The organism is Klenkia brasiliensis (genome assembly GCF_900100695.1).
In the GTDB taxonomy this organism is placed as follows: Bacteria; Actinomycetota; Actinomycetes; order Mycobacteriales; family Geodermatophilaceae; genus Klenkia; species Klenkia brasiliensis.
The window spans coordinates 110,970-130,355 of sequence record NZ_FNCF01000002.1 but is presented as its reverse complement, the minus strand read 5'-3'; the positions used below and the strand labels follow the sequence as shown (position 1 = coordinate 130,355).

Annotated in this window: 17 protein-coding genes, 1 pseudogene and 1 riboswitch; of the genes and pseudogenes, 7 read left to right on the top strand and 11 right to left on the bottom strand. The window is 74.5% G+C overall.

Annotated features, from left to right (window positions below; genetic code table 11):
• Positions 1 to 18 precede the first annotated feature (18 nt).
• Positions 19 to 1,407: an aspartate aminotransferase family protein gene (locus BLT39_RS04960; RefSeq protein WP_091059851.1), complete on the top strand. Its 1,389-nt coding sequence runs from the start codon at positions 19 to 21 to the stop codon at positions 1,405 to 1,407.
• A gap of 114 nt (positions 1,408 to 1,521) precedes the next feature.
• Here BLT39_RS04960 and BLT39_RS04955 read toward each other — a convergent pair whose 3' ends face one another.
• Both BLT39_RS04955 and BLT39_RS04950 read right to left on the bottom strand, forming a co-directional pair.
• Positions 1,522 to 1,938 carry a universal stress protein gene (locus BLT39_RS04955; RefSeq protein ID WP_091059847.1) on the bottom strand — a complete coding sequence of 139 codons (417 nt, stop codon included), beginning with the start codon at positions 1,936 to 1,938 and terminating at the stop codon, positions 1,522 to 1,524.
• A 25-nt stretch (positions 1,939 to 1,963) separates the two neighbouring features.
• On the bottom strand, positions 1,964 to 3,484 hold the full coding sequence (locus BLT39_RS04950) for an APC family permease (RefSeq protein ID WP_091059844.1): 1,521 nt from the start codon (positions 3,482 to 3,484) through the stop codon (positions 1,964 to 1,966).
• A 160-nt stretch (positions 3,485 to 3,644) separates the two neighbouring features.
• On the opposite strand from BLT39_RS04950, the gene BLT39_RS04945 reads away from it, so the two are divergent.
• Together BLT39_RS04945 and BLT39_RS22910 are read left to right on the top strand one after the other, a co-directional pair.
• Positions 3,645 to 4,856 (top strand): saccharopine dehydrogenase family protein, encoded by a 1,212-nt coding sequence (locus BLT39_RS04945; protein ID WP_091059841.1) that lies wholly within the window; start codon positions 3,645 to 3,647, stop codon positions 4,854 to 4,856.
• 61 nt (positions 4,857 to 4,917) lie between these two features.
• A pseudogene (locus BLT39_RS22910) lies at positions 4,918 to 5,385 on the top strand (DedA family protein); the annotation flags it as partial.
• A gap of 138 nt (positions 5,386 to 5,523) precedes the next feature.
• Here the strand turns inward: BLT39_RS22910 and BLT39_RS04935 are convergent.
• From BLT39_RS04935 to BLT39_RS04920, 4 genes are all read right to left on the bottom strand, one after another.
• Positions 5,524 to 6,510, bottom strand: coding sequence for a C40 family peptidase (locus BLT39_RS04935; RefSeq protein ID WP_242658170.1), 987 nt, complete (start codon positions 6,508 to 6,510; stop codon positions 5,524 to 5,526).
• Positions 6,511 to 6,722: 212 nt separating this feature from the next.
• The gene (locus BLT39_RS04930) at positions 6,723 to 7,025 is read right to left on the bottom strand and encodes a hypothetical protein (protein ID WP_091059835.1); all 303 of its coding nucleotides are present in this window, start codon (positions 7,023 to 7,025) and stop codon (positions 6,723 to 6,725) included.
• A 100-nt stretch (positions 7,026 to 7,125) separates the two neighbouring features.
• On the bottom strand, positions 7,126 to 7,491 hold the full coding sequence (locus BLT39_RS04925) for a hypothetical protein (RefSeq protein ID WP_091059832.1): 366 nt from the start codon (positions 7,489 to 7,491) through the stop codon (positions 7,126 to 7,128).
• Positions 7,479 to 7,739 (bottom strand): hypothetical protein, encoded by a 261-nt coding sequence (locus BLT39_RS04920; RefSeq protein ID WP_242658169.1) that lies wholly within the window; start codon positions 7,737 to 7,739, stop codon positions 7,479 to 7,481. Before BLT39_RS04920 ends, BLT39_RS04925 begins: the two co-directional genes overlap by 13 nt.
• A gap of 152 nt (positions 7,740 to 7,891) precedes the next feature.
• Here BLT39_RS04920 and BLT39_RS22260 point away from each other — a divergent pair, with 152 nt between their 5' ends.
• Together BLT39_RS22260 and BLT39_RS22015 are read left to right on the top strand one after the other, a co-directional pair.
• On the top strand, positions 7,892 to 9,097 hold the full coding sequence (locus BLT39_RS22260; RefSeq protein ID WP_091059828.1) for a hypothetical protein: 1,206 nt from the start codon (positions 7,892 to 7,894) through the stop codon (positions 9,095 to 9,097).
• Positions 9,098 to 9,343: 246 nt separating this feature from the next.
• Positions 9,344 to 11,623, top strand: coding sequence for a beta strand repeat-containing protein (locus BLT39_RS22015; protein ID WP_091059825.1), 2,280 nt, complete (start codon positions 9,344 to 9,346; stop codon positions 11,621 to 11,623).
• Positions 11,624 to 11,722: 99 nt separating this feature from the next.
• On the opposite strand, the gene BLT39_RS04905 is transcribed toward BLT39_RS22015, so the two are convergent.
• The 3 genes from BLT39_RS04905 to BLT39_RS04895 all read right to left on the bottom strand — a co-directional run bounded on the left by BLT39_RS04905 (position 11,723) and on the right by BLT39_RS04895 (position 16,207).
• Entirely contained in the window at positions 11,723 to 13,150 is a 1,428-nt protein-coding gene (locus BLT39_RS04905) for a glycine hydroxymethyltransferase (protein WP_091059822.1), read from the bottom strand.
• 16 nt (positions 13,151 to 13,166) lie between these two features.
• A riboswitch (ZMP/ZTP riboswitch) is annotated at positions 13,167 to 13,248 on the bottom strand.
• Positions 13,249 to 13,283: 35 nt separating this feature from the next.
• The gene (locus BLT39_RS04900) at positions 13,284 to 14,696 is read right to left on the bottom strand and encodes a metallopeptidase TldD-related protein (RefSeq protein ID WP_091059819.1); all 1,413 of its coding nucleotides are present in this window, start codon (positions 14,694 to 14,696) and stop codon (positions 13,284 to 13,286) included.
• Complete coding sequence (locus tag BLT39_RS04895) at positions 14,693 to 16,207, bottom strand: TldD/PmbA family protein (protein WP_091059816.1); 1,515 nt, start codon at positions 16,205 to 16,207, stop codon at positions 14,693 to 14,695. The genes BLT39_RS04900 and BLT39_RS04895 overlap by 4 nt, the downstream gene beginning before the upstream one ends.
• 43 nt (positions 16,208 to 16,250) lie before the next feature.
• On the opposite strand from BLT39_RS04895, the gene BLT39_RS04890 reads away from it, so the two are divergent.
• Positions 16,251 to 16,754, top strand: coding sequence for a low molecular weight protein-tyrosine-phosphatase (locus BLT39_RS04890; protein WP_207507624.1), 504 nt, complete (start codon positions 16,251 to 16,253; stop codon positions 16,752 to 16,754).
• A 10-nt stretch (positions 16,755 to 16,764) separates the two neighbouring features.
• Positions 16,765 to 17,562 (top strand): MBL fold metallo-hydrolase, encoded by a 798-nt coding sequence (locus tag BLT39_RS04885; protein WP_131801410.1) that lies wholly within the window; start codon positions 16,765 to 16,767, stop codon positions 17,560 to 17,562.
• Here BLT39_RS04885 and rnhA read toward each other — a convergent pair.
• Both rnhA and BLT39_RS04875 read right to left on the bottom strand, forming a co-directional pair.
• Positions 17,448 to 17,993 (bottom strand): ribonuclease HI, encoded by a 546-nt coding sequence (gene rnhA / locus BLT39_RS04880; RefSeq protein WP_091059812.1) that lies wholly within the window; start codon positions 17,991 to 17,993, stop codon positions 17,448 to 17,450. The genes BLT39_RS04885 and rnhA overlap by 115 nt on opposite strands.
• Positions 17,994 to 18,066: 73 nt before the next feature.
• Positions 18,067 to 19,362 carry an amidohydrolase family protein gene (locus BLT39_RS04875; protein WP_091059808.1) on the bottom strand — a complete coding sequence of 432 codons (1,296 nt, stop codon included), beginning with the start codon at positions 19,360 to 19,362 and terminating at the stop codon, positions 18,067 to 18,069.
• Positions 19,363 to 19,386 lie beyond the last annotated feature (24 nt).

Genomic DNA, 19,386 nt, shown 5'->3' with positions numbered 1-19,386 from the left:
GCGGGATGGAGTCCCAGCATGACCACCACCGAGCAGCCGGTCACCGAACCCGGGCACTACGGCCCGGCCGACGTCGACAACCTTTGGCTGCACTTCTCCCGCATGGGCGGCTACCGCCAGCAGGCCCCGCCGGTCATCGTCAAGGGCGAGGGCGCCCATATCTGGGACGACCGCGGCCGGAAGTACCTCGACGGGCTGGCCGGGCTGTTCGTCGTCCAGGCCGGGCACGGCCGCCGGGAGCTCGCCCAGGCCGCCGCGAAGCAGGCCGAGCAGCTGGCCTTCTTCCCGATCTGGTCCTACGCGCACCCCGCGGCCATCGAGCTGTCCCAGCGGCTGGCCGCCGCCGCACCGGGCGACCTGAACCGGGTCTTCTTCACCACCGGCGGCGGCGAGGCCGTCGAGACGGCGTGGAAGGCGGCCAAGCAGTACTTCAAGCTGATCGGCAAGCCGGCCAAGCACAAGGTGATCAGCCGGGCCATCGCCTACCACGGCACCACCCAGGGGGCGCTGTCGATCACCGGTCTGCCGGCCCTCAAGCAGGACTTCGAGCCGCTGGTGCCCGGCGCCTTCCGCGCGGCCAACACCAACATCTACCGGGCGCCCTACTTCGGCGACGACCCGAAGGCCTTCGGCCAGTGGGCGGCCGACCAGATCGAGCAGGCCATCCTGTTCGAGGGCCCCGACACCGTCGCCGCGGTGTTCCTGGAGCCGGTGCAGAACGCCGGCGGCTGCTTCCCGCCGCCGCCCGGCTACTTCGACCGGGTGCGCGAGATCTGCGACCGGCACGACGTGCTGCTGGTCTCCGACGAGGTCATCTGCGCCTTCGGGCGGCTGGGCACCACGTTCGCCTGCGAGAAGTTCGGCTACGTGCCGGACATGATCACCTGCGCCAAGGGGATGACCTCGGGCTACTCCCCCATCGGCGCGATGATCGCCAGCGACCGGGTGATGGAGCCCTTCCTGCGCCCGGGCGTCTCCTTCCCGCACGGCTACACCTTCGGCGGGCACCCGGTGTCGGCCGCCGTCGGGCTGGCCAACCTGGACATCTTCGACCGGGAGGGCCTCAACCAGCACGTGCTGGACACCGAGCACGACTTCCGCCGCACCCTGGAGAAGCTGCACGACCTGCCGATCGTGGGCGACGTCCGCGGTGACGGGTTCTTCTACGGGATCGAGCTGGTCAAGGACAAGGCGACCAAGGAGACCTTCGACGACGCCGAGAGCGAGCGGCTGCTGCGCGGGTTCCTCTCCGCGGCGCTGTTCGACGCCGGCCTCTACTGCCGCGCCGACGACCGCGGCGACCCGGTCGTGCAGCTGGCCCCGCCGCTGGTCGCCGGCCAGGCCGAGTTCGACGAGATCGAGCAGATCCTGCGCGGCGTCCTCACCGAGGCCTGGTCCCGCCTCTGACGTCGCCCGCCGGACAGTGATCAGGTGACCTGATCACTGTCCGGCCGACCACACGAACGTCCGTGCGGGTGGACGCACGGTGATCAGGTCACCTGATCACCGTGCGACCCGGGCTCAGGCCTCGGCGGGGACGCAGAGAACCGGGCGCGGGGACAGGTGCAGCAGCTTGTGCGGCACCGACCCCAGGATGGCGCCGCGCAGCGGGGTCTCGCCGTAGGTGCCGACCACGACCACCCGGGCGTCGTGCCGCTCGGCCGCGTCCAGGAGGGCGTCCACCGGCTTGGCCGGCAGCACCTCCACCACGGTGCGCACCCCGGCGGCGTCGGCGGCCTCCACCGCGTGGGCGACCGCCGTCCCCCCGATCTCGGCCAGCGCCTGCGCGTGGGCGCCGGCCTCCTCGCCCACGGTGCCGGGCGGCGCCGCGCCGAAGACCAGCACCAGCTCCTCGTCCAGCCGGCCGGCCAGGTCGATGGCCAGGGACAGCGCCCGGCGGGCGCCCGGGGACTCGTCGTAGCCCAGCACGATGCTCATCGCTGCTCTCCAGTACGCGGGGCGGTCACGGGGCGGGGTCCTCGACCGAGGCGGCGGACCGGCCCGCGGCGATGTCGGCCTGCATGCGGTCGGAGGTGGTCGTCTGCTCCGCCCAGAACCGGCGGTCCCGCACCCGCCAGAAGAGCATGAAGACGACGCCGACCAGGAAGATCGCGATGCCCATCACCAGCGGCGGGCCCAGACCGAACCAGGCGGTGCCGAGGTCGGAGTTGGCCGGGTCGGCGAGGTCGCCGATGGACTCCACCAGCAGCCAGATCAGCAGCGCGGACCCGACCAGCGGGCCGACGCCGATGAGCAGGAAGTCCTTGGCGCTGCGGGTCAGCTGGCGGCGGTGGAACACCGCGCAGGCGATGCCCGTGAGGGAGTAGTAGAAGGCGATCAGCAGCGACAGCGCGGTCAGCGAGTCGAACAGCGCGTTCTCGCTGATCAGGTTCACCACCACGTACCAGGCGGCGGCGATGACCGCGACCAGCCAGGTGGAGACGTCCGGGGTGCGGAAGCGGGGGTGGATGCGGGCCAGCGACTGCGGCATCGCGTGCCGGCGGGCCATCGACAGGCCGGTGCGCGACGCGGGCAGGATCGTGGTCTGCGTCGAGGCGATCGCCGACGTGGCCACGGCCAGCAGCAGCACCCAGTCCCAGCCACCGAGCACCTCGGTGGCCATGGTGGCGAAGATCGTCTCGGCCTCGTCCTCGCGCGAGGCGAGGAAGTCGGTGCCGAAGTAGCTGAGGATCGCGATCGTGACGCCGAGGTAGGTGATCAGCAGGACGACGGTGGACACGATCGCCGCCTTGCCGGGGGTGGACTCGGCGTCCGAGGTCTCCTCGGTCAGGTTGACCGCGGACTCCCAGCCCCAGTAGATGAACACGCCGAGCAGCAACCCACCGGTGAGGGCGGCACCGCCGGCGCCGAAGGGGTTCAGCCAGTCGATCGACGGGGTCAGGTTGCCGCCGTCGGACTCGCCGTTGCCCGAGAGCCCCGCGACCAGCGCGACGACGGCGAACACCAGCAGCGCGCCGACCTGGGCGATGATCAGCCCGTTCTGCAGCTTGGCGCTGGTCTCGGTGCCGATCACGCAGATCCAGGTCATCGCGAAGATGAGCAGCACGGTCAGCGTGCGCACCAGGAAGGTGTTCTCGGCCAGGCCGTCCAGCTGCAGGGCCAGCAGGCCGAACCGGACGCCGGTGTCGGCCAGCGACCCGATGACCAGCACGCCGGTCATCGAGATGGCCCACCCGCCCATCCAGCCCACCCACGGACCCATGGCCCGGGTGACCCAGGAGAACGTCGTCCCGCAGTCCTGGTCGGCCTTGTTCAGGTAGTAGAAGGCCGAGGCGATGAGCAGCATCGGGACGAAGGAGGCCAGGAAGACCCCCGGCGCGTAGACGCCGACCAGGGCGACCACGGCGCCCACCACCGCCGCCAGCGAGTACGCCGGCGAGGTGGAGGCCAGGCCGATGACGAGCGCGTCGACGAAGCCGATCGCGCCCTGCTTGAGCTGCGGCTCCGGGGCGGGGGTGCTCATGAGGCGCACAGACTGTCCGTCATCCCACGGTTATCGCAGGTTGAGACCTTCTCCACAAGGTTTTCGCGTGTTACGACTTGGTGCAGCGACGGAAGCCGTCGCCGATCAGCGCGTCCTCCCCTACGCTCCGGCCACCCGTCCGCGACAGAAGAAGGTCCCCATGCGCATCCTCCTGGTCGGTGCCGGCGGCGTCGGCAGCGCCTTCGCCGCCATCGCCGCCCGCCGCTCCTTCCCCGAGGCGGTCGTGGTCACCGACTACGACGGCGACCGGGCACGGGCCACCGCGGAGGCCGTGGGCGACGCCCGGTTCACCTCGGCGGGGTCGGTGGACGCCGGGGACGCCGACGCGGTGGCCGCCCTGCTCGCCGAGCACCGCTGCGACGTGCTGATGAACGCCGTCGACCCGCGCTTCGTCATGCCCCTGTTCCGCGCGGCGCTGGCCGGCGGCGCCACCTACGTGGACATGGCCATGTCGCTGTCCCGCCCGCACCCGGAGAACCCCTACGCCGAGACCGGCGTCAAGCTGGGCGACGAGCAGTTCGCGATGGCCGGGGAGTGGGAGGCCGCCGGGCAGCTGGCGCTGGTGGGCATGGGCGTGGAGCCGGGCCTGTCCGACGTGTTCGCCCGGTACGCCGCCGACCACCTGTTCTCCTCCATCGACGAGCTCGGCGTGCGCGACGGGGCGAACCTCGAGGTCGCCGGCTACGACTTCGCGCCGTCGTTCAGCATCTGGACCACGATCGAGGAGTGCCTGAACCCGCCGGTGGTCTACGAGGCCGGCCGCGGCTTCTTCACCACCCCGCCCTTCAGCGAGCCCGAGGTCTTCGACTTCCCCGAGGGCATCGGGCCGGTCGAGTGCGTCAACGTGGAGCACGAGGAGGTGCTCCTCATGCCGCGCTGGGTGGACGCCGGCCGGGTCACCTTCAAGTACGGGCTGGGCACCGAGTTCATCGACGTGCTCAAGGCGCTGCACAAGGTCGGTCTGGACCGCACCGACCCGGTGACGGTCAAGGGCGTGCAGGTCAGCCCGCGGGACGTGGTCGCGGCGTGCCTGCCCGACCCGGCCCGGCTGGGTGACCGCATGTCGGGCAAGACCTGCGCGGGGCTGTGGGTCACCGGCACGGGGACCGACGGCGGGCCCCGGCAGGTCTACCTGTACCACGTGGTCGACAACGAGTGGTCCATGCGGGAGTACGGCCACCAGGCCGTGGTCTGGCAGACCGCGGTGAACCCGGTGGTGGCGCTGGAGCTGCTCGCCGAGGGCACCTGGTCGGGCTCGGGCGTGCTCGGCCCGGAGGCGTTCGACGCCGTGCCGTTCCTGGAGCTGCTGACCGCCTACGGCTCCCCGTGGGGCATGCGCGAGGGCGGCTGATCCCAGGGAGCCCACAGGGGACCGACAGCCTGCACCCAGTCGGTGGGGCACGACCGACCCCATGACCGCGCTGCTGGAACGCCTGCTGTCGATCCCGCCGATCTGGGTCTACGTCGTGGTCGTGGCCCTGGTCGTCGTCGAGGACGCGCTGTTCGTCGGCTTCGTGGTGCCCGCCGAGACCGCGGTCGTGCTGGGCGGTGTGGCCGCCTCCCAGGGCCGGGTCGACGTGTGGCTGCTCGGCGCGCTGGTGGTCGCCGCGGCGGTCATCGGCGACAGCCTGGGCTACGAGGTCGGCCGCCGGGCCGGGCCGCGCCTGCTCGCCACCCGCATCGCGCACCGGCACCAGGACGGCATCGACTCGGCGCGGGACACCCTGGCCCGGCGCGGCGGTCCGGCGGTGTTCCTCGCCCGGCTCACCGCGTTCCTGCGTGCGGTCACCCCGGCGCTGGCCGGCGTCGCCCGGATGCGCTACCGCACCTTCCTGGTCTGGAACGCCCTCGGCGGCCTGGTCTGGGGCGTGGGTGCGGTGCTCATCGGCTACCTGGCCGGGGCGTCCTGGGAGACGGTGGCGTCCAAGGTCGGCACCACCGGCGCGGTGGTCGCCGCCGTCGTGGTGGTCGCCGTCGTCGTCGCGTACCGGGTGCGCCGGCGGCGGTCCCGGACGGGCTCAGGCGACGCGGCGCGCGCCGACGTACCCCCGCTGGTCGACACTGGTGACCGCGACCGGCCGGCCGGTGACGCTGGCGTGGACCATCTGCCCGTTGCCGATGTACATCCCGACGTGGCTCACCGGTGAGTAGAAGAACACCAGGTCACCGGGCTGCAGGTCGGCACGCGACACCGGGGTGCCCAGACCGGACTGCGCGCGGCTGGAGTGCGGGAGCGAGATCCCGGCCGCGGCGTAGGCGTACTGCATGAGGCCCGAGCAGTCGAAGCCGGCGGGACCCGACGAGCCCCAGACGTAGGGCTTGCCGAGCTGCGCCAGCGCGGCCTCGATGGCGACCCCCGCCGCCGCGGTCGGCGCGGCCGCCGGCGCCGCCGCGGCCGCGTCGGCCATCGACGCGGCCGACAGCTCCGGGCCGGCCACGGCGCGGTCGACCTGCGCCTGCTCCGGACCGGAGAGCCGGGCGTAGTCGGCCCGGTAGGTCGCCAGCTGGGCCTGCACCTGGTCCTGCTGGGCCTGCAGGTCGGCCAGCGCCGTGGCCGCGGCGGCCGTGGCGGCGTCGGCGTCGGCGCGGGCCTGCTCCGCCGCCTGCTGCGCGGCGGCCAGCTGCCCGAGGACGGCGTCGGTGTGGTCGGTGAGCTGGTTGATGGTGGAGACGCGCTGCAGCACGTCGTCGGCCGAGTCGCTGCTGAGCATGGTCTCCAGGCCCGACGGCACGCCGTCGACGAAGCCGCTGCGCACGATCGCGTCCACCTGGGGCTGCAGCGCGGTGACCGCGGCGGCCGCGGTGTCGGCGGCGGCGGTGGCGGCGGCCGCCTCGGCCTGTTTGTCGGCCACGGCGAGCTCGGCGTCGTTGACCTGCTCGCCCAGCGCCTCGACCTGCTGCGCGGCCTCGGTGACCGCGTCGGCGGCCTCGGCGGCGGTCGTCGGGGCGGCGGTCGCCGGACCGGCCGTCAGCGTGAGCAGGACGCCGGCCGCGACGGCGGGCACCGCCGTCCGGGACCAGCGTCGCGCGGTCGATCGCGGTGCCATGAGGTGCCTCCGGTCCCCGCCCGCGCACCCGGGGAGGGGTGACGTCGCCGAGCAGGTCGGAACTGAACGTAGGTGGACGAATGCTGCCCGTACGGACACCCCGGGAGGCGTGTCTGTCCCATCCGCCTCATCCGTCACACCGCCTGGTCGCCGACCGGCGACGGCGTCCATCAGCCGGCCGTGCGCTCCCGCGCCTCGAGCGCGGCGACGGCGGCCGCGTCGCGGAGCACGGCCCGCAGCTCGTCGGTGGTCCACGGCCGGCAGCACGCGCACGGCGCCGGCCGGAAGCTGTGCAGCCCCAGCGTGCCGGCCACCCGGTCCTCGCTGATCCGCAGCTGGCCGTCGGCGGGGTCGCGGTGGCAGGCGCACCGCGGGGCGCACATGCCCAGGCCCCAGCCGGACACCACGACCTGCCCGTCGGCCCCCTCGACCGCACCGAGCTGGAAGATCGACGGCTTCTGCTCCCGCACCACGCTGCCTCCCTCGGCCGGGCCCCGCTGCGGGCACCGGACCCCGAGTCTCGCGGCGCGGCGTTCCCGCGCGGTGACGCCGCCGTGACGGGTGGGTTCCGGCTCAGCGCCCCCGCAGCGCACGGGCGATCTGCCCGACGGTCTCGACCCGTCCGGTCATCACGCCGGTGACCAGCGCGACCGCGTCGGGCCCGGAGATGCCCGCGGGCTCGTCGTGCAGCCCCAGCAGGACCAGCGCGGCGGCCAGCGCGAACGGCCGGTTGCCGCTGACCAGCGGACCGTTCAGGGCCAGGGAGTGCAGCAGGGCCGCCGCCTTCTCGACCGGCGTGGCGTAGACGTCCTCGCCGTCCACCGTCGCCCCCACCCGCGCGACCGCCGCCGCGAGCAGGCCGTGGTCGGCGACCGCGACGTCGGGCCCGACCACCCGGGCGGCGACCTGCAGCAGGTCGTCGACGGTCAGTCCGTCCACCGGGCCAGCTCCCTCAGGGCATCGGCGTAGCGGTCGAGCTCGGCGTCGAGGACGAGCTCCAGCGGCGTCGTCCGCCCGTGGCCGGCCAGGTACTCCGCCACCGCGCGCTTCGCGACGTCCTGCATCGACACACCCTCGGCGCGCGCCTGGATGCGCAGCGCCTCGCTCTGCGCGGCCGACAGCCGCAGCGTCATCGCCACCGGGGCCCCCTCGCCCACCGCACCGACCCGTTCCGGTGATACCGGCATGGTGTCACGCATCACACCTTCGGGGGAACGGTCCACCCAGCGTGACCGGGAAGGAACGGTCCGTCGATCCCCGTGGCCCGACACGCCGACAACCGGACCGCTCGCGACTCGTTTCGTGGTCAGGGGCTTGCGGCCTCCCTAGCTTCCACCCCGTGACCCAGGCCGACCCCGCCGTGGACGGCCGACCGCCGTCCGGTGGTCGGCCGTGGCGCCGTCGTCTGCTCACCGGGGCGGTCCTCGGCCTGGGGTCGGCGGCCGCGTGGGTCGCGCTCGCCGGACCCGCGTCGGCCGACGAGACCACCAGCGGCGGGGCCGACGGCACGGCCGTCGAGACCCCCGCACCGGGCTCCACCGACGGCACCGCACCGGCGTCCGGCCCGGCCGCCGAGCCGGGACCGGACAGCTCCGTCACGACCTACGTGGTGACCTCCCCCGAACCGGAGCCGCGACCGGCGGACCCGGCCCCGGCGCCCAGCCCGGGCGACCCACCCGCCGACACCGCGCCGGCCGGCCCGCCACCCGCCGAGCCGGCCCCGGCCGGGGACGCCTCCACCGGGGGCGGGACCAGCGACACCGCGGCGACCACGACGGGCACCACCGCGGACGGGGCCGGCACCCCGCCGGCCACCGACCAGGCCCCGGCCTCCTCCCCGGCCGGCAGCTCGACGACGGCGTCCTCGCCGGCCACCACCACGTCGGCCACCACCGCGGCGACCACCACGACGACAACGACGGCGACCACGACGGCGACCACCGCGGCGACCACGTCCACCGACCAGGCGACCACGGCGGCCGACCCCGGGGCCACCGCGGTCCCGGCCGCCGGCACCGACGGCACCGCCGCCGCGGGCGGCCCGGTCACGGCCGACGCCGCGACCGCCGTCGCCGAGGCCGACGCCGGCACCACCCCGGCCGCGCCGTCCGCCACGGTCGCCCCCGGCCCGGTCTGCTCCCCCGCCGACCTGCCCGCCCCCGTCGCGGCCACCGCCGGCCCGGGCCGCACCGCGGCCGCGCCGGCCGCCCGCACGACGGCGCTGACCCAGCACTCCGTCATCGCGGCGCCACCGGCCGCCAGCCCCTGGGCCCTCCCCGTCGCCCCGGCCGGCCCCGCGGCCCCCGGCGCCCCCGCGCCCGTGCCGGCGCCCGGCTCCCCCGACGGCCCGGTCGCCGTCCCGGCACCCTGCGCCTCCACCGGCGGCACCTCGACCGCCCACCCGCTCAACGGCGGCGGCAGCGCCTCCGCCGTCCTCGGCTCCGACGTCCCCGCCACCGCGGCCGGGACCGCCACCGCGCGCACCCTCGCCGCCGTGGCCACCGTCGTCGACAGCGACGACGACCCGGGCTCCCGCCCGGACTGACCGCCCCGCAGCGCGGTCCCGCCCCGTCCCCGGTGTGCCCACGGGGGGCACATCACGACGGGCGGCCACCCCGGGCCGGGCCGGCCCGGCACCCGCGCAGCAGCCCCGCCTCCGCCGAGCGCCGCTCGGCACGCCGGCACCACGGGTCAGCGGTCCCCACGGGGCCCCGCGACCGCACCACCCCGCACCACCCATCCGCACCACCAGCTCGTGCGCAACGACGCACACCAGCACGAAGGACCCACCATGAACCGAACCGTGCGCAACGGCCTCGCCGTTGCCACCATGGCCGGGGGCATCTGGCTCCTCGGCCAGGCGGTCGCCTCGGCAGACACCGGGGCCACCGCCGACGCGGTCAACGGATCCGCGTCCAGCAGCTCCTCCTCCGAGGCCGTCGGCGGCGACGCCGACGCGGTCGGCCACGACGTCACCGTCGCACCGACCCAGTCCGCCGAGAGCGGGGGCAACAGCGGCGCCGCCAACAGCGGCAACACCGTCTCGGTCGAGTCCGAGGGCGCGCACAGCAGCGACTCCGGGAACCCGACCACCAGCAGCGGCGACGCCTCGGTGACCAACACCGGCGGCAACGCCAGCAACAGCGTCGGGGACACCACGGTCAGCGGGAACACCACCGCCACGGCCGGCAGCGCATCCAGCGGTGACGCCACCGGGTCCTCGGACTCCGTGTCCGTCGGCGGTGGCTCGGGCACCGGCGAGGCCGACGCGTCCGCCTCGTCGTCCGGGTCCTCGTCGTCCGGGTCCTCGTCGTCCGGGTCCTCGACCTCCGGGTCCTCGTCGTCCGGGTCGACGTCCGGGTCCTCGGGTGGTTCCTCGACCACGGTGGGCACCGGTGCCGCCGGTGGCTCGGCGACCGCCGGTGGCCACGTGGTGGTCGTCGCCCCCGAGCAGGAGGCGAGTGCGGCGGGCAACCACGGCGAGGCCAACAGCGGCAACACCGTGACCGTCTACTGCATCAACTTCAAGGACGTCACCACCTGCGGCAACGCGATCACGACGAGCGGCAACGCCTCGGTGACCAACACCGGCGGCAACGCCAGCAACTCCGTCGGCGACACCACGGTCAGCGGGAACACCACCGCCACGGGGGGCAACGCCTCCACCGGTGACGCCTCGGGCTCGGCGGACAGCGTCGACCTCGCCGAGTTCTACGAGATGCTCGAGGCCTGGCTGGCGGGCGGTGGGTCCTCCACCGACGTCTTCTCCGGGGCCGTCGGCGGCTACGCCGAGGCCTACGGCCACGGCGTGGCGGTCGCCCCGTCCCAGGGCGCCTACGCCGGCGGGAACGAGGGCTACGCCAACAGCGGCAACACCGTCCACGTGTACTGCATCAACTTCAAGTCCGACAACAACTGCAACCCGGTGACCACCAGCGGCAACGCCTTGGTCACCAACAACGGCGGCAACGCGGGCAACACCGTCGGGAACACCACCGTCGGCGGCAGCACCTCCGCCACCGGCGGCAGCGCCACCACCGGCGACGCCACCGGCTCCGCCGACAGCGCCAGCGTGGGCCACGGCTACGGCGGTGGCTCCTCCACCTCGGTCGGGAACTCCGCCACCGGCGGCTCGGCCGACTCCGCGGGCCACGTCGTCGTCGTCGCCCCCGAGCAGTACGCCTCGTCCGAGGGCAACAAGGGCTGGGCCAACTCCGGCAACACCGTCGTCGTCCACTGCTTCAACTACAAGAGCAACAACAACTGCAACCCCGTCACCACCAGCGGCGACGCCTCGGTGACCAACACCGGCGGCAACGCGAGCAACACCGTCGGCGACACGACCGTCGGCGGCAGCACCTCCGCCACCGGCGGCTCAGCCACCTCCGGCAGCGCCACCGGCTCCGCCGACAGCCTCACCGTCGGCTCCGGCTCCGGCTCCGGCTCGAGCACCTCCGTCGACAACTCGGCCACGGGTGGCTCGGCCTCGGCCGAGGGCCACTGGGTGCTCGTCGCCCCGGGCCAGTACGCGTGGTCCGGCGGCAACGAGGGCTGGGCGAACTCCGGCAACACGGTGATCGTGCACTGCTTCAACTACAAGAGCGACAACAACTGCAACCCGGTCACCACCAGCGGTGACGCCACCGTCGTGAACGAGGGCGGCAACGCCTCCAACCACGTCGGCGACACCACGGTCGGCGGCTGCACCTCCGCCGTCGGCGGTTCGGCCAACGGCGCCACCGCCGGCTCGGGCTGCGCCTCCGAGGAGCCGACCACCCCGGCCCAGCCGGAGCACCCGGCCCAGCCGGGGACCCCGGCGCAGCCGGAGCACCCGGCCCCGGCCGCCCCGGTGCAGCACGTCGCCCCGGTCGTCGCCGGCTCCGGCCACGGCACCGCGGTGACCGCGTCGCACGCGGTGTCCTACTCCGCGTCGAACGCGGCGTCGTACTCGGCCCCGGCCTCGCTGGCCTACACCGGTGCCGACGTCTCCGACGCGCTCGGCCTGGGCCTGCTGGCCCTGGCCGGCGGCCTGGGCCTGGCCCTGGCCGGCCGTCGCCGCTCGGCGGCCTGATCGACCCCGGGCCGCCGTCCCGCGCCCCGGGACGGCGGACCGGTCACCAGCTCGACGGCCCGCCCTCCCCTGTCCCCGGGGGGCGGGCCGTCGGCCTGCTCAGACCAGCTCGACGCCGGGGTACAGCGGGTGGGCGTCGACGATCTCCGCGGCCCGGGCGCGGACCCGCTCGGCCACGCCGTCCGCGATGGTGAACTTGACCTTGGAGTCGCCGACCGCGGAGGTGGCCTCCAGGACGTCGGCCATGAGGTCGCCGACCTCGGCCAGCTCGGCGGTGCCCAGCCCGCGGGTGGTCAGCGCCGGCGTGCCCAGCCGGACGCCGGAGGTGTACCAGGGCCCGTTCGGGTCACCCGGGACGGCGTTGCGGTTGGTGACCAGCCCGCTCTCCAGCAGCGCCGCCTCGGCCTGCCGGCCGGTGAGCCCGGCGCCGGAGACGTCGGCCAGCACCAGGTGGTTGTCGGTGCCGCCGGTGACCAGCGTGACCCCGCGGCGCAGCAGCCCCTCGGCCAGCGCCCGGGAGTTGTCGACGACCCGCTGGGCGTAGTCGGCGAAGTCGGGCCGGCGGGCCTCGGCGAACGCCACCGCCTTGGCGGCCATCACGTTGCCCAGCGGGCCGCCCAGCACCAGCGGGCACCCGCGGTCGATGGACGGCGCGTACTCCTCGGTGGCCAGCACCATGCCGCCGCGCGGGCCGCGCAGCGACTTGTGCGTGGTGGTGGTGACCACGTCGGCGAACGGGACCGGGTTCTCGTCACCGGTGAAGACCTTGCCGGCCACGAGCCCGGCGAAGTGGGCCATGTCGACCATCAGCGTGGCGCCGACCTCGTCGGCGATCTCCCGCATCTTCGCGAAGTCGACCCGCCGCGGGTAGGCCGAGTAGCCGGCCACCAGGATCAGCGGGCGGAACTCCTTGGCCTGGGCGCGCAGCGCGGCGTAGTCGATGAGGCCGGTGGCCGGGTCGGTGCCGTAGCTGGCCTGCTCGAACATCTTGCCGCTGATGTTGGGCCGGAACCCGTGGGTGAGGTGGCCGCCGGCGTCCAGGCTCATGCCGAGCATGCGCTGGTCGCCCAGCGCCCGGCGGAGCCGCGCCCAGTCGGCCTCGCCGAGGGCGTCGACGTTCTTCACCCCGGCCTCGGCCAGCGCGGGGGTCTCGACGCGGTGCGCCAGGATCGCCCAGAACGCGACCAGGTTGGCGTCGATGCCCGAGTGCGGCTGAGGGTAGGCGTACTGCGCGCCGAACAGCTCGCGGGCGTGCTCGGCGGCCAGCCGCTCCACGGTGTCCACGTTCTGGCAGGCGGCGTAGAAGCGCCGGCCGGGGGTGCCCTCGGCGTACTTGTCGCTGAACCAGTTGCCCATCGCCAGCAGCGTCGCCGGCGACGCGTAGTTCTCGCTGGCGATGAGCTTGAGGCTGCTGCGCTGGTCGGCGAGCTCCTGGCCGATGGCCGCGGCCACCCCGGGCTCGACCTCGGCGATGACCTCGAGCGCCGTCTGGAAGGCGGTGCTCTCGCGGGACGTGGTGGTGGTCATGGGGCTCCTCCGGGATCGCTGGTGCCCAGGCGCGCGGCGGTTCCGTCGGGACCGCTCCCCGGTGGTGGCCCACCTGTGCGCCAGTCACGGCCCGGCGACGAGGGTACCCACCCCGCCGCCGGGCCCCACCAGCTCAGCTCGCCGGGGAGACCGAGCTCATGTTGAAGTCCGGCACCCGCAGCATCGGCATGGCCGCCCGGGTGAACCAGTCGTTCCACTCGCGCGGCAGCGTGCGCTCGGTGACCGAGGCCTGGGTGGCCCGGCCCAGCAGCGACACCGGCGACTCGTTGAAGCGGAAGTTGTTCACCGCACCGGTCACCTCGCCGTCCTCGACCAGGAAGACGCCGTCGCGGGTGAGCCCGGTGAGCAGCAGCGTCTGCGGGTCGACCTCGCGGATGTACCAGAGCGTGGTGAGCAGCAGGCCGCGCTGCGTCGAGGCGATCATCTCGTCGGTGGTCGCGGTGGCGCCGGGGTCGCTGAGCACGATGTTGTCCAGTGCGGCGACCGCGGGGGCGGTCTGCTGCAGCGCCCACGCCCGGGGCCGGACCAGGTTGGTCAGCACGCCGCCGGAGATCCAGTCGGTGGCCGGGGTGGCCATGCCGTTGTCGAACACCGACGCCGCACCCGAGGACCCGCCGACCACCTGGAACGGCGCGCACTCCAGCCCCGGCTCGGCCGGGTCGCTGCGCAGCGTCAGCGGCAGCCCGCAGATGCGGTCGCCGATGCGGTTGCCGCCGCCGGGCCGGGCGTAGACGTTGCGGCCCTCGTCGGCGTCGCGGGCCTCCATCGTCCAGTAGGCGTAGATCATCAGGTCGCTGACCGCCGACGGCGGCAGCAGGGTCTCGTACCGGCCGGCGGGCAGGTCGACCCGGCGCCGCGACCAGGCCAGCTTGCGCTGCACGTCGGCGGCCAGCGCCTCGACCGAGACGTCGGAGAAGTCGCGGGTGCCGACGCCGGCCCACACCGACCGGCCGAAGTCGCGGCTCTTGCCGTTGAGCTCCACCCGGCCGGTGGGCTGGTCGTGCCGCAGCCGCAGCCCGGTGGAGGTGCCCAGCCAGGTGGTGGACATCCGGTGCTCGGCGAACCCGAACAGCAGCTCGTCGCGGCCGCCGGCCTCCCCGAAGGCCTGGCCCAGCGCCGGGGCGACGTCGCGGAAGACCTCGATCGAGGTGGTGGCCGGGTCGGCGTCCCAGTCGCCGGTGGACACCGGGGCCATCGGGTCGCCGGGGCCGATCAGCGGCACCGCGTCCTCGGCCGGCCCGGCGTCGCGGGCGGCCTGCTCGCTGGCGGCGACCAGCTCGGCGACGTCCGGCGTCCCGGTGCGGGCGACGGTGCCGGCGGCCATGCCGGCGCCGCCGTCGACGAAGGAGATGACCACGACCTGGCGCGAGCGCATCGCGCCGTTGGTGGTGAGGCTGTTGCCGGCCCACCGCAGGTTGGCCTCGGAGCTGTCCACGACGTAGGCCACGGCCCCGTCGGCGGTGGACGCGGCGAGTGCGGCCTCGACGACCTGCTGACCGGTCTGCGACTTCGACTGAGCGCTCACTGGCCGCCCTCCTGCACCGTGTTGAGGATGGTCGTGCCCTCGAAGAGGGCGCTGGGGCAGCCGTGGCTGACCGGGGCGACCTGGCCCGGCTGGGCCTTGCCGCAGTTGAAGGCGCCGCCGAGGACGTAGGTCTGCGGCCCGCCGACCCGGCTCATCGAGCCCCAGAAGTCGGTGGTGGTGGCCTGGTAGGCGACGTCCTTGACCTGGCCGGCCAGCTTGCCGCCCTCGATCCGGTAGAACCGCTGGCCGGTGAACTGGAAGTTGTAGCGCTGCATGTCGATCGACCAGCTCTTGTCGCCGACGACGTAGATGCCGCGCTCGACGCCGGCGATGATCTCCTCCGTCGAGGGACCGTCGGGGGCCGGCTGCAGCGACACGTTGGCCATCCGCTGCACCGGCACGTGCCCGGCGGAGTCGGCGAAGGCGCAGCCGTTGGACCGGCCCATGCCGCGCAGGCGGGCCATGTTGCGGTCGACCTGGTACCCGACCAGCACGCCGTCCTTCACGATGTCCCACTGCTGGCCCGCGACGCCCTCGTCGTCCCAGCCGATGGTCGACAGGCCGTGCTCGGCGGTGCGGTCGCCGGTGACGTTCATCAGCGACGAGCCGTACTGCAGGCTGCCGAGCTTGTCCGGTGTGGCGAACGAGGTCCCGGCGTAGGCGGCCTCGTAGCCCAGCGCGCGGTCGAGCTCGGTGGCGTGGCCGATCGACTCGTGGATGGTGAGGAACAGGTTGGACGGGTCGACGACCAGGTCGTAGCGGCCCGGCTCGACCGACGGCGCCTTGGTCTTCTCCCGCAGGTGCTCGGGGATCTCGGCCAGCTCGCCGCGCCAGTCCCAGCCGGTGCCGGTCAGGTACTCCCAGCCGCGGCCGGCCGGCGGTGCCAGCGTGCGCATCGACTCGAAGCCGCCGGTGACCCGGTCGACGGTGAGCGCGGTGAAGGTCGGGTGGATGCGCACCCGCTGCTGGCGGGTGCGGGTGCCGGCGGTGTCGGCGTAGTACTTCTGCTCCTTGACGTGCATGACGTCGGACTGCACGTGCTCCACGCCGTCGGCGGCCAGCAGCTGCTCGGACAGCTCCACCATCAGGCCGGTCTTCTCGGCCTCGGGCACCTCGAACGGGTCGACGTCGTAGGCCGACACCCACTCCGCGTCGGGGTAGGCCGGCTCGGGGGCCAGCTCCACCCGGTCGGTGTTCAGCGCCGCGGAGACCCGGGCGACGGCCACGGCCTCCTCGGCCAGCCGGACCGCCTCGGCCGCGGTGAGGACGACGCCGGCGGCGAACCCCCACGTGCCCTCGTGCACGACGCGGACGGCGAGGCCGAGGTCCTCGCCGTCGGCGGCTGCCTCGACCCGGGCGTCGCGCAGCCGGATGGTCTGGGTGCGGATGCGCTCGACCCGGATGTCGGCGTGCTCGCAGCCCAGGTCGACGGCGCGGGTGAGCGCGGCGTCGGTGAGCGCGGACAGCGGGAGGGCCAGGAACGACGCGTCCACGGAACGGGGTTCTGCCACCCGTCCTTCCTACCAGCCGGGGACGGCGGGGACACTGCAGTTCGTGAGCACGGCTACCGGTCCCTACCGCGTCTCGATGGTCTGCCTGGGCAACATCTGCCGCTCCCCGATCGCCGAGGTGGTGCTGCGCGGGATGGTCGAGGCCGAGGGCCTGGACGTCGTCGTCACCTCGGCCGGCACCGGGCCCTGGCACGTGGGCGACCCGGTGGACCCCGGCTCGGCCGCCGTCCTGGCCGAGCACGGCCTGGACGCGTCGCAGCACGTCGCGCAGCAGATGACCGCGCGGCGGGTCGAGGAGTTCGACCTGCTGGTGGCGATGGACCGCGCCAACCGCGACGACCTGCTGGACATGGTCGGCGACCGGCCGCACCCGCAGGTGGTGCTGCTGCGCGACTTCGACCCCGACGGCGAGGCGGACCAGTCCGTCCCGGACCCCTACGGCGGCGGCCCCGGGGGCTTCAGCACCGTCTACCGGCAGGTCGAGGCCGCGTGCGCCGGTCTGGTCGCGCAGCTGCCGGCACTCATGGACCGGCGCGCGGCGGGGTAGGGGGTCGGGGGTGTCCTCCGACGACGTCACCCTCACCTTCGGCGGGACGGCGACCACCCTGCTCCGGCTCGGCCCGGTCACCCTCCTCACCGACCCCAACTTCCTGCGCCGCGGCGAGCGCGCCCACCTCGGCTACGGCCTGTCCAGCCGCCGGCTCACCGACCCGGCCCTGCAGCCCGAGGACCTACCCGAGCTGGACGCCGTCCTGCTCTCGCACATGCACGGCGACCACTGGGACCGCCGGGCCACCCGAGGGCTGCCGGCGCCCCAGCGGGTGGTGACCACCCCGGAGGCCTCCCGCTGCCTGGCCGAGCGCGGGTTCACCGCCACCGAGGACCTGCGGCCCTGGCAGAGCACCAGCGTCGAGCGGGACGGCGTCACCGTGCGGGTCACCTCGGTGCCCGGCGTGCACGGCCCGGGCCCGCTGGCCCGGCTGCTGCCGCAGGTGATGGGCAGCGTGCTGGAGCTGGTGCGGGACGGCGAGGTGCGCTGGCGCGGCTACGTCACCGGCGACACCCTGTTCCGGCCCGCGCTGGCCCAGGTGCTCGAACGGTGCGGCCCGCTGGACGCGCTGGTGCCGCACCTGGGCGGCACGAAGCTCGGCCCGTTCCTGGTGACCATGGACGGCCGGCAGGGCGCCGACCTGGTCGAGCTGCTGCGGCCGGGCGTGACCGTGCCGGTGCACTACGACGACTACGGCCTGTTCAAGGACCCGCTGGGCACCGTCGTCCGGGAGGTGGCCCGGCGCCGGCTGCCCGGCACGCTGCGCCCCGTCGTCCGCGGCCAGACGGTGCCGCTCACCGCGTGACCCGCTCCCCCGGCCCGCACCTGGTCGACCCCGAGGTTGGCCAGCGCGTCGGCCCGCTCGTTGCCGAGGTCGCCTGCGTGCCCCTTGACCCAGGTCCACCGCACCTCGTGCCCGGCCACCGCGGCGTCCAGGGCACGCCACAGGTCCTCGTTCTTCACCGGCGCCCCCGCCGCGGTGCGCCAGCCGTTGCGCTTCCACCCGGCCATCCAGCTCTGGATGCCCTTCATGACGTACGTGGAGTCGATGCGCAGGTCGACGGACGAGCGCCGGGTCAGGGCACCCAGGCCCTGGATGACCGCGGTGAGCTCCATGCGGTTGTTCGTCGTCTGCTGCTCGCCGCCGAACAGCTCCCGCTCGTGCACGCCGGACCTCAGCAGCACGCCCCAGCCACCGACTCCTGGGTTGCCTTTGCACGCACCGTCGGTCCACATGCTCACCACGGGGAGTGCTGGTTCCGCCACGCCGCGGGACCCTACGTCCAGCCGGGAGGGAGCCGGGAGGGAGTCAGCGTGCCTCGGCCGCCAGGCGCAGGCCGCGCTCCTGCACCTGGGCGCGCAGCTCCGCCTCGTCCACGGTGGTGGAGACGCCGTCGCGGACGACCTGGCGGCCGGCGACCCAGGTGTCGCGGACGTGCCGCGAGCCGACCGACCAGACCAGGTGGGTGACCAGGTCGGTGAGGTCCCCGACCGGGGTGAAGGCGATGTCGTCGGTGTCCACGTGCACCAGGTCGGCCCGGCGGCCCACCTCCAGCTGACCGAGGTCGGGCCGGTCGATCGCCGCGGCCGCCGCGCCGGTGGCCAGCCAGAACGCCTCGGGCGCGGTGAGGGCGAGGGCGTCCCGCTCGCGCAGGCGGGCCAGCTGCGCGGCCAGCCGGAGGTCCTCGAACAGGTCGAGGTTGTCGTTGGACGCCGGGCCGTCGGTGCCGATCCCGACCCGGATGCCGCGGTCGAGCATGTCGCGCAGGCGCGCCGTCCCGCTCGCGAGCTTGGTGTTGGAGCCGGGGCAGTGCGCGACGGCGACGTCGTGCTCGCGCCACAGCTCGAGGTCGGCGTCGTCCATGTGCACGCAGTGGTCGGCCAGCACCCGGCCGCCGAGCACGTCGTGGGCGGCCAGCAGCTGGGGCACCGACACCCCGTGCTCGGCGAGGAGCTCGTCGCCCTCGGTGGCGGTCTCGGCCACGTGGATCGTAAGCAGGAGGCCGTGCTCGCGGGCGGCCAGCCCGGCGTCGCGGAGCACGGGCAGCGGGACGGTGTAGGCCGAGTGCGGGCCGATGCCGAACTCGACCTGCTCGTCCGAGGACGCCGCCAGCCCGACGGCGGTGGCCAGCTGCTCGTCGAAGGTGCCGAACCCGGGCAGCCCGATCAGCGGGTTGGCCACCACGGCGCGGGCGCCGGTGGTGCGCACCGCCGCGGCCAGCCGCTCGGGCTGGAAGTACATCTCGACGCTGGTGGTGACCCCGTGCCGCAGCATCTCGGCCGACGCGGCGGTCATCGCGACCTCGACGTCCTCCGGGGTCAGCCGGGCCTCGCGGGGCCACATGACCTCGCGCAGCCAGCGGTCCAGCGGCAGCCCCTCGCCCTGGCCGCGGAACAGCACCATCGGCGCGTGCGAGTGCGTGTTGACCATGCCGGGCACCAGGACGCCGGGCAGCCGGGTCACCTCGGCGTCCGACGCGGGCGCCTCGCCGGCGGGCCCGACCCAGCTGATCAGCCCGTCCTCGACGTCGAGCACGGCGTCGGGGACGACGGTGCCGGCCCGGTCGCCGACGACGAGGGCCCGGGCGGTGAATCGGTGCGCCATGCCCGAGGACGCTAGCCGCCGATA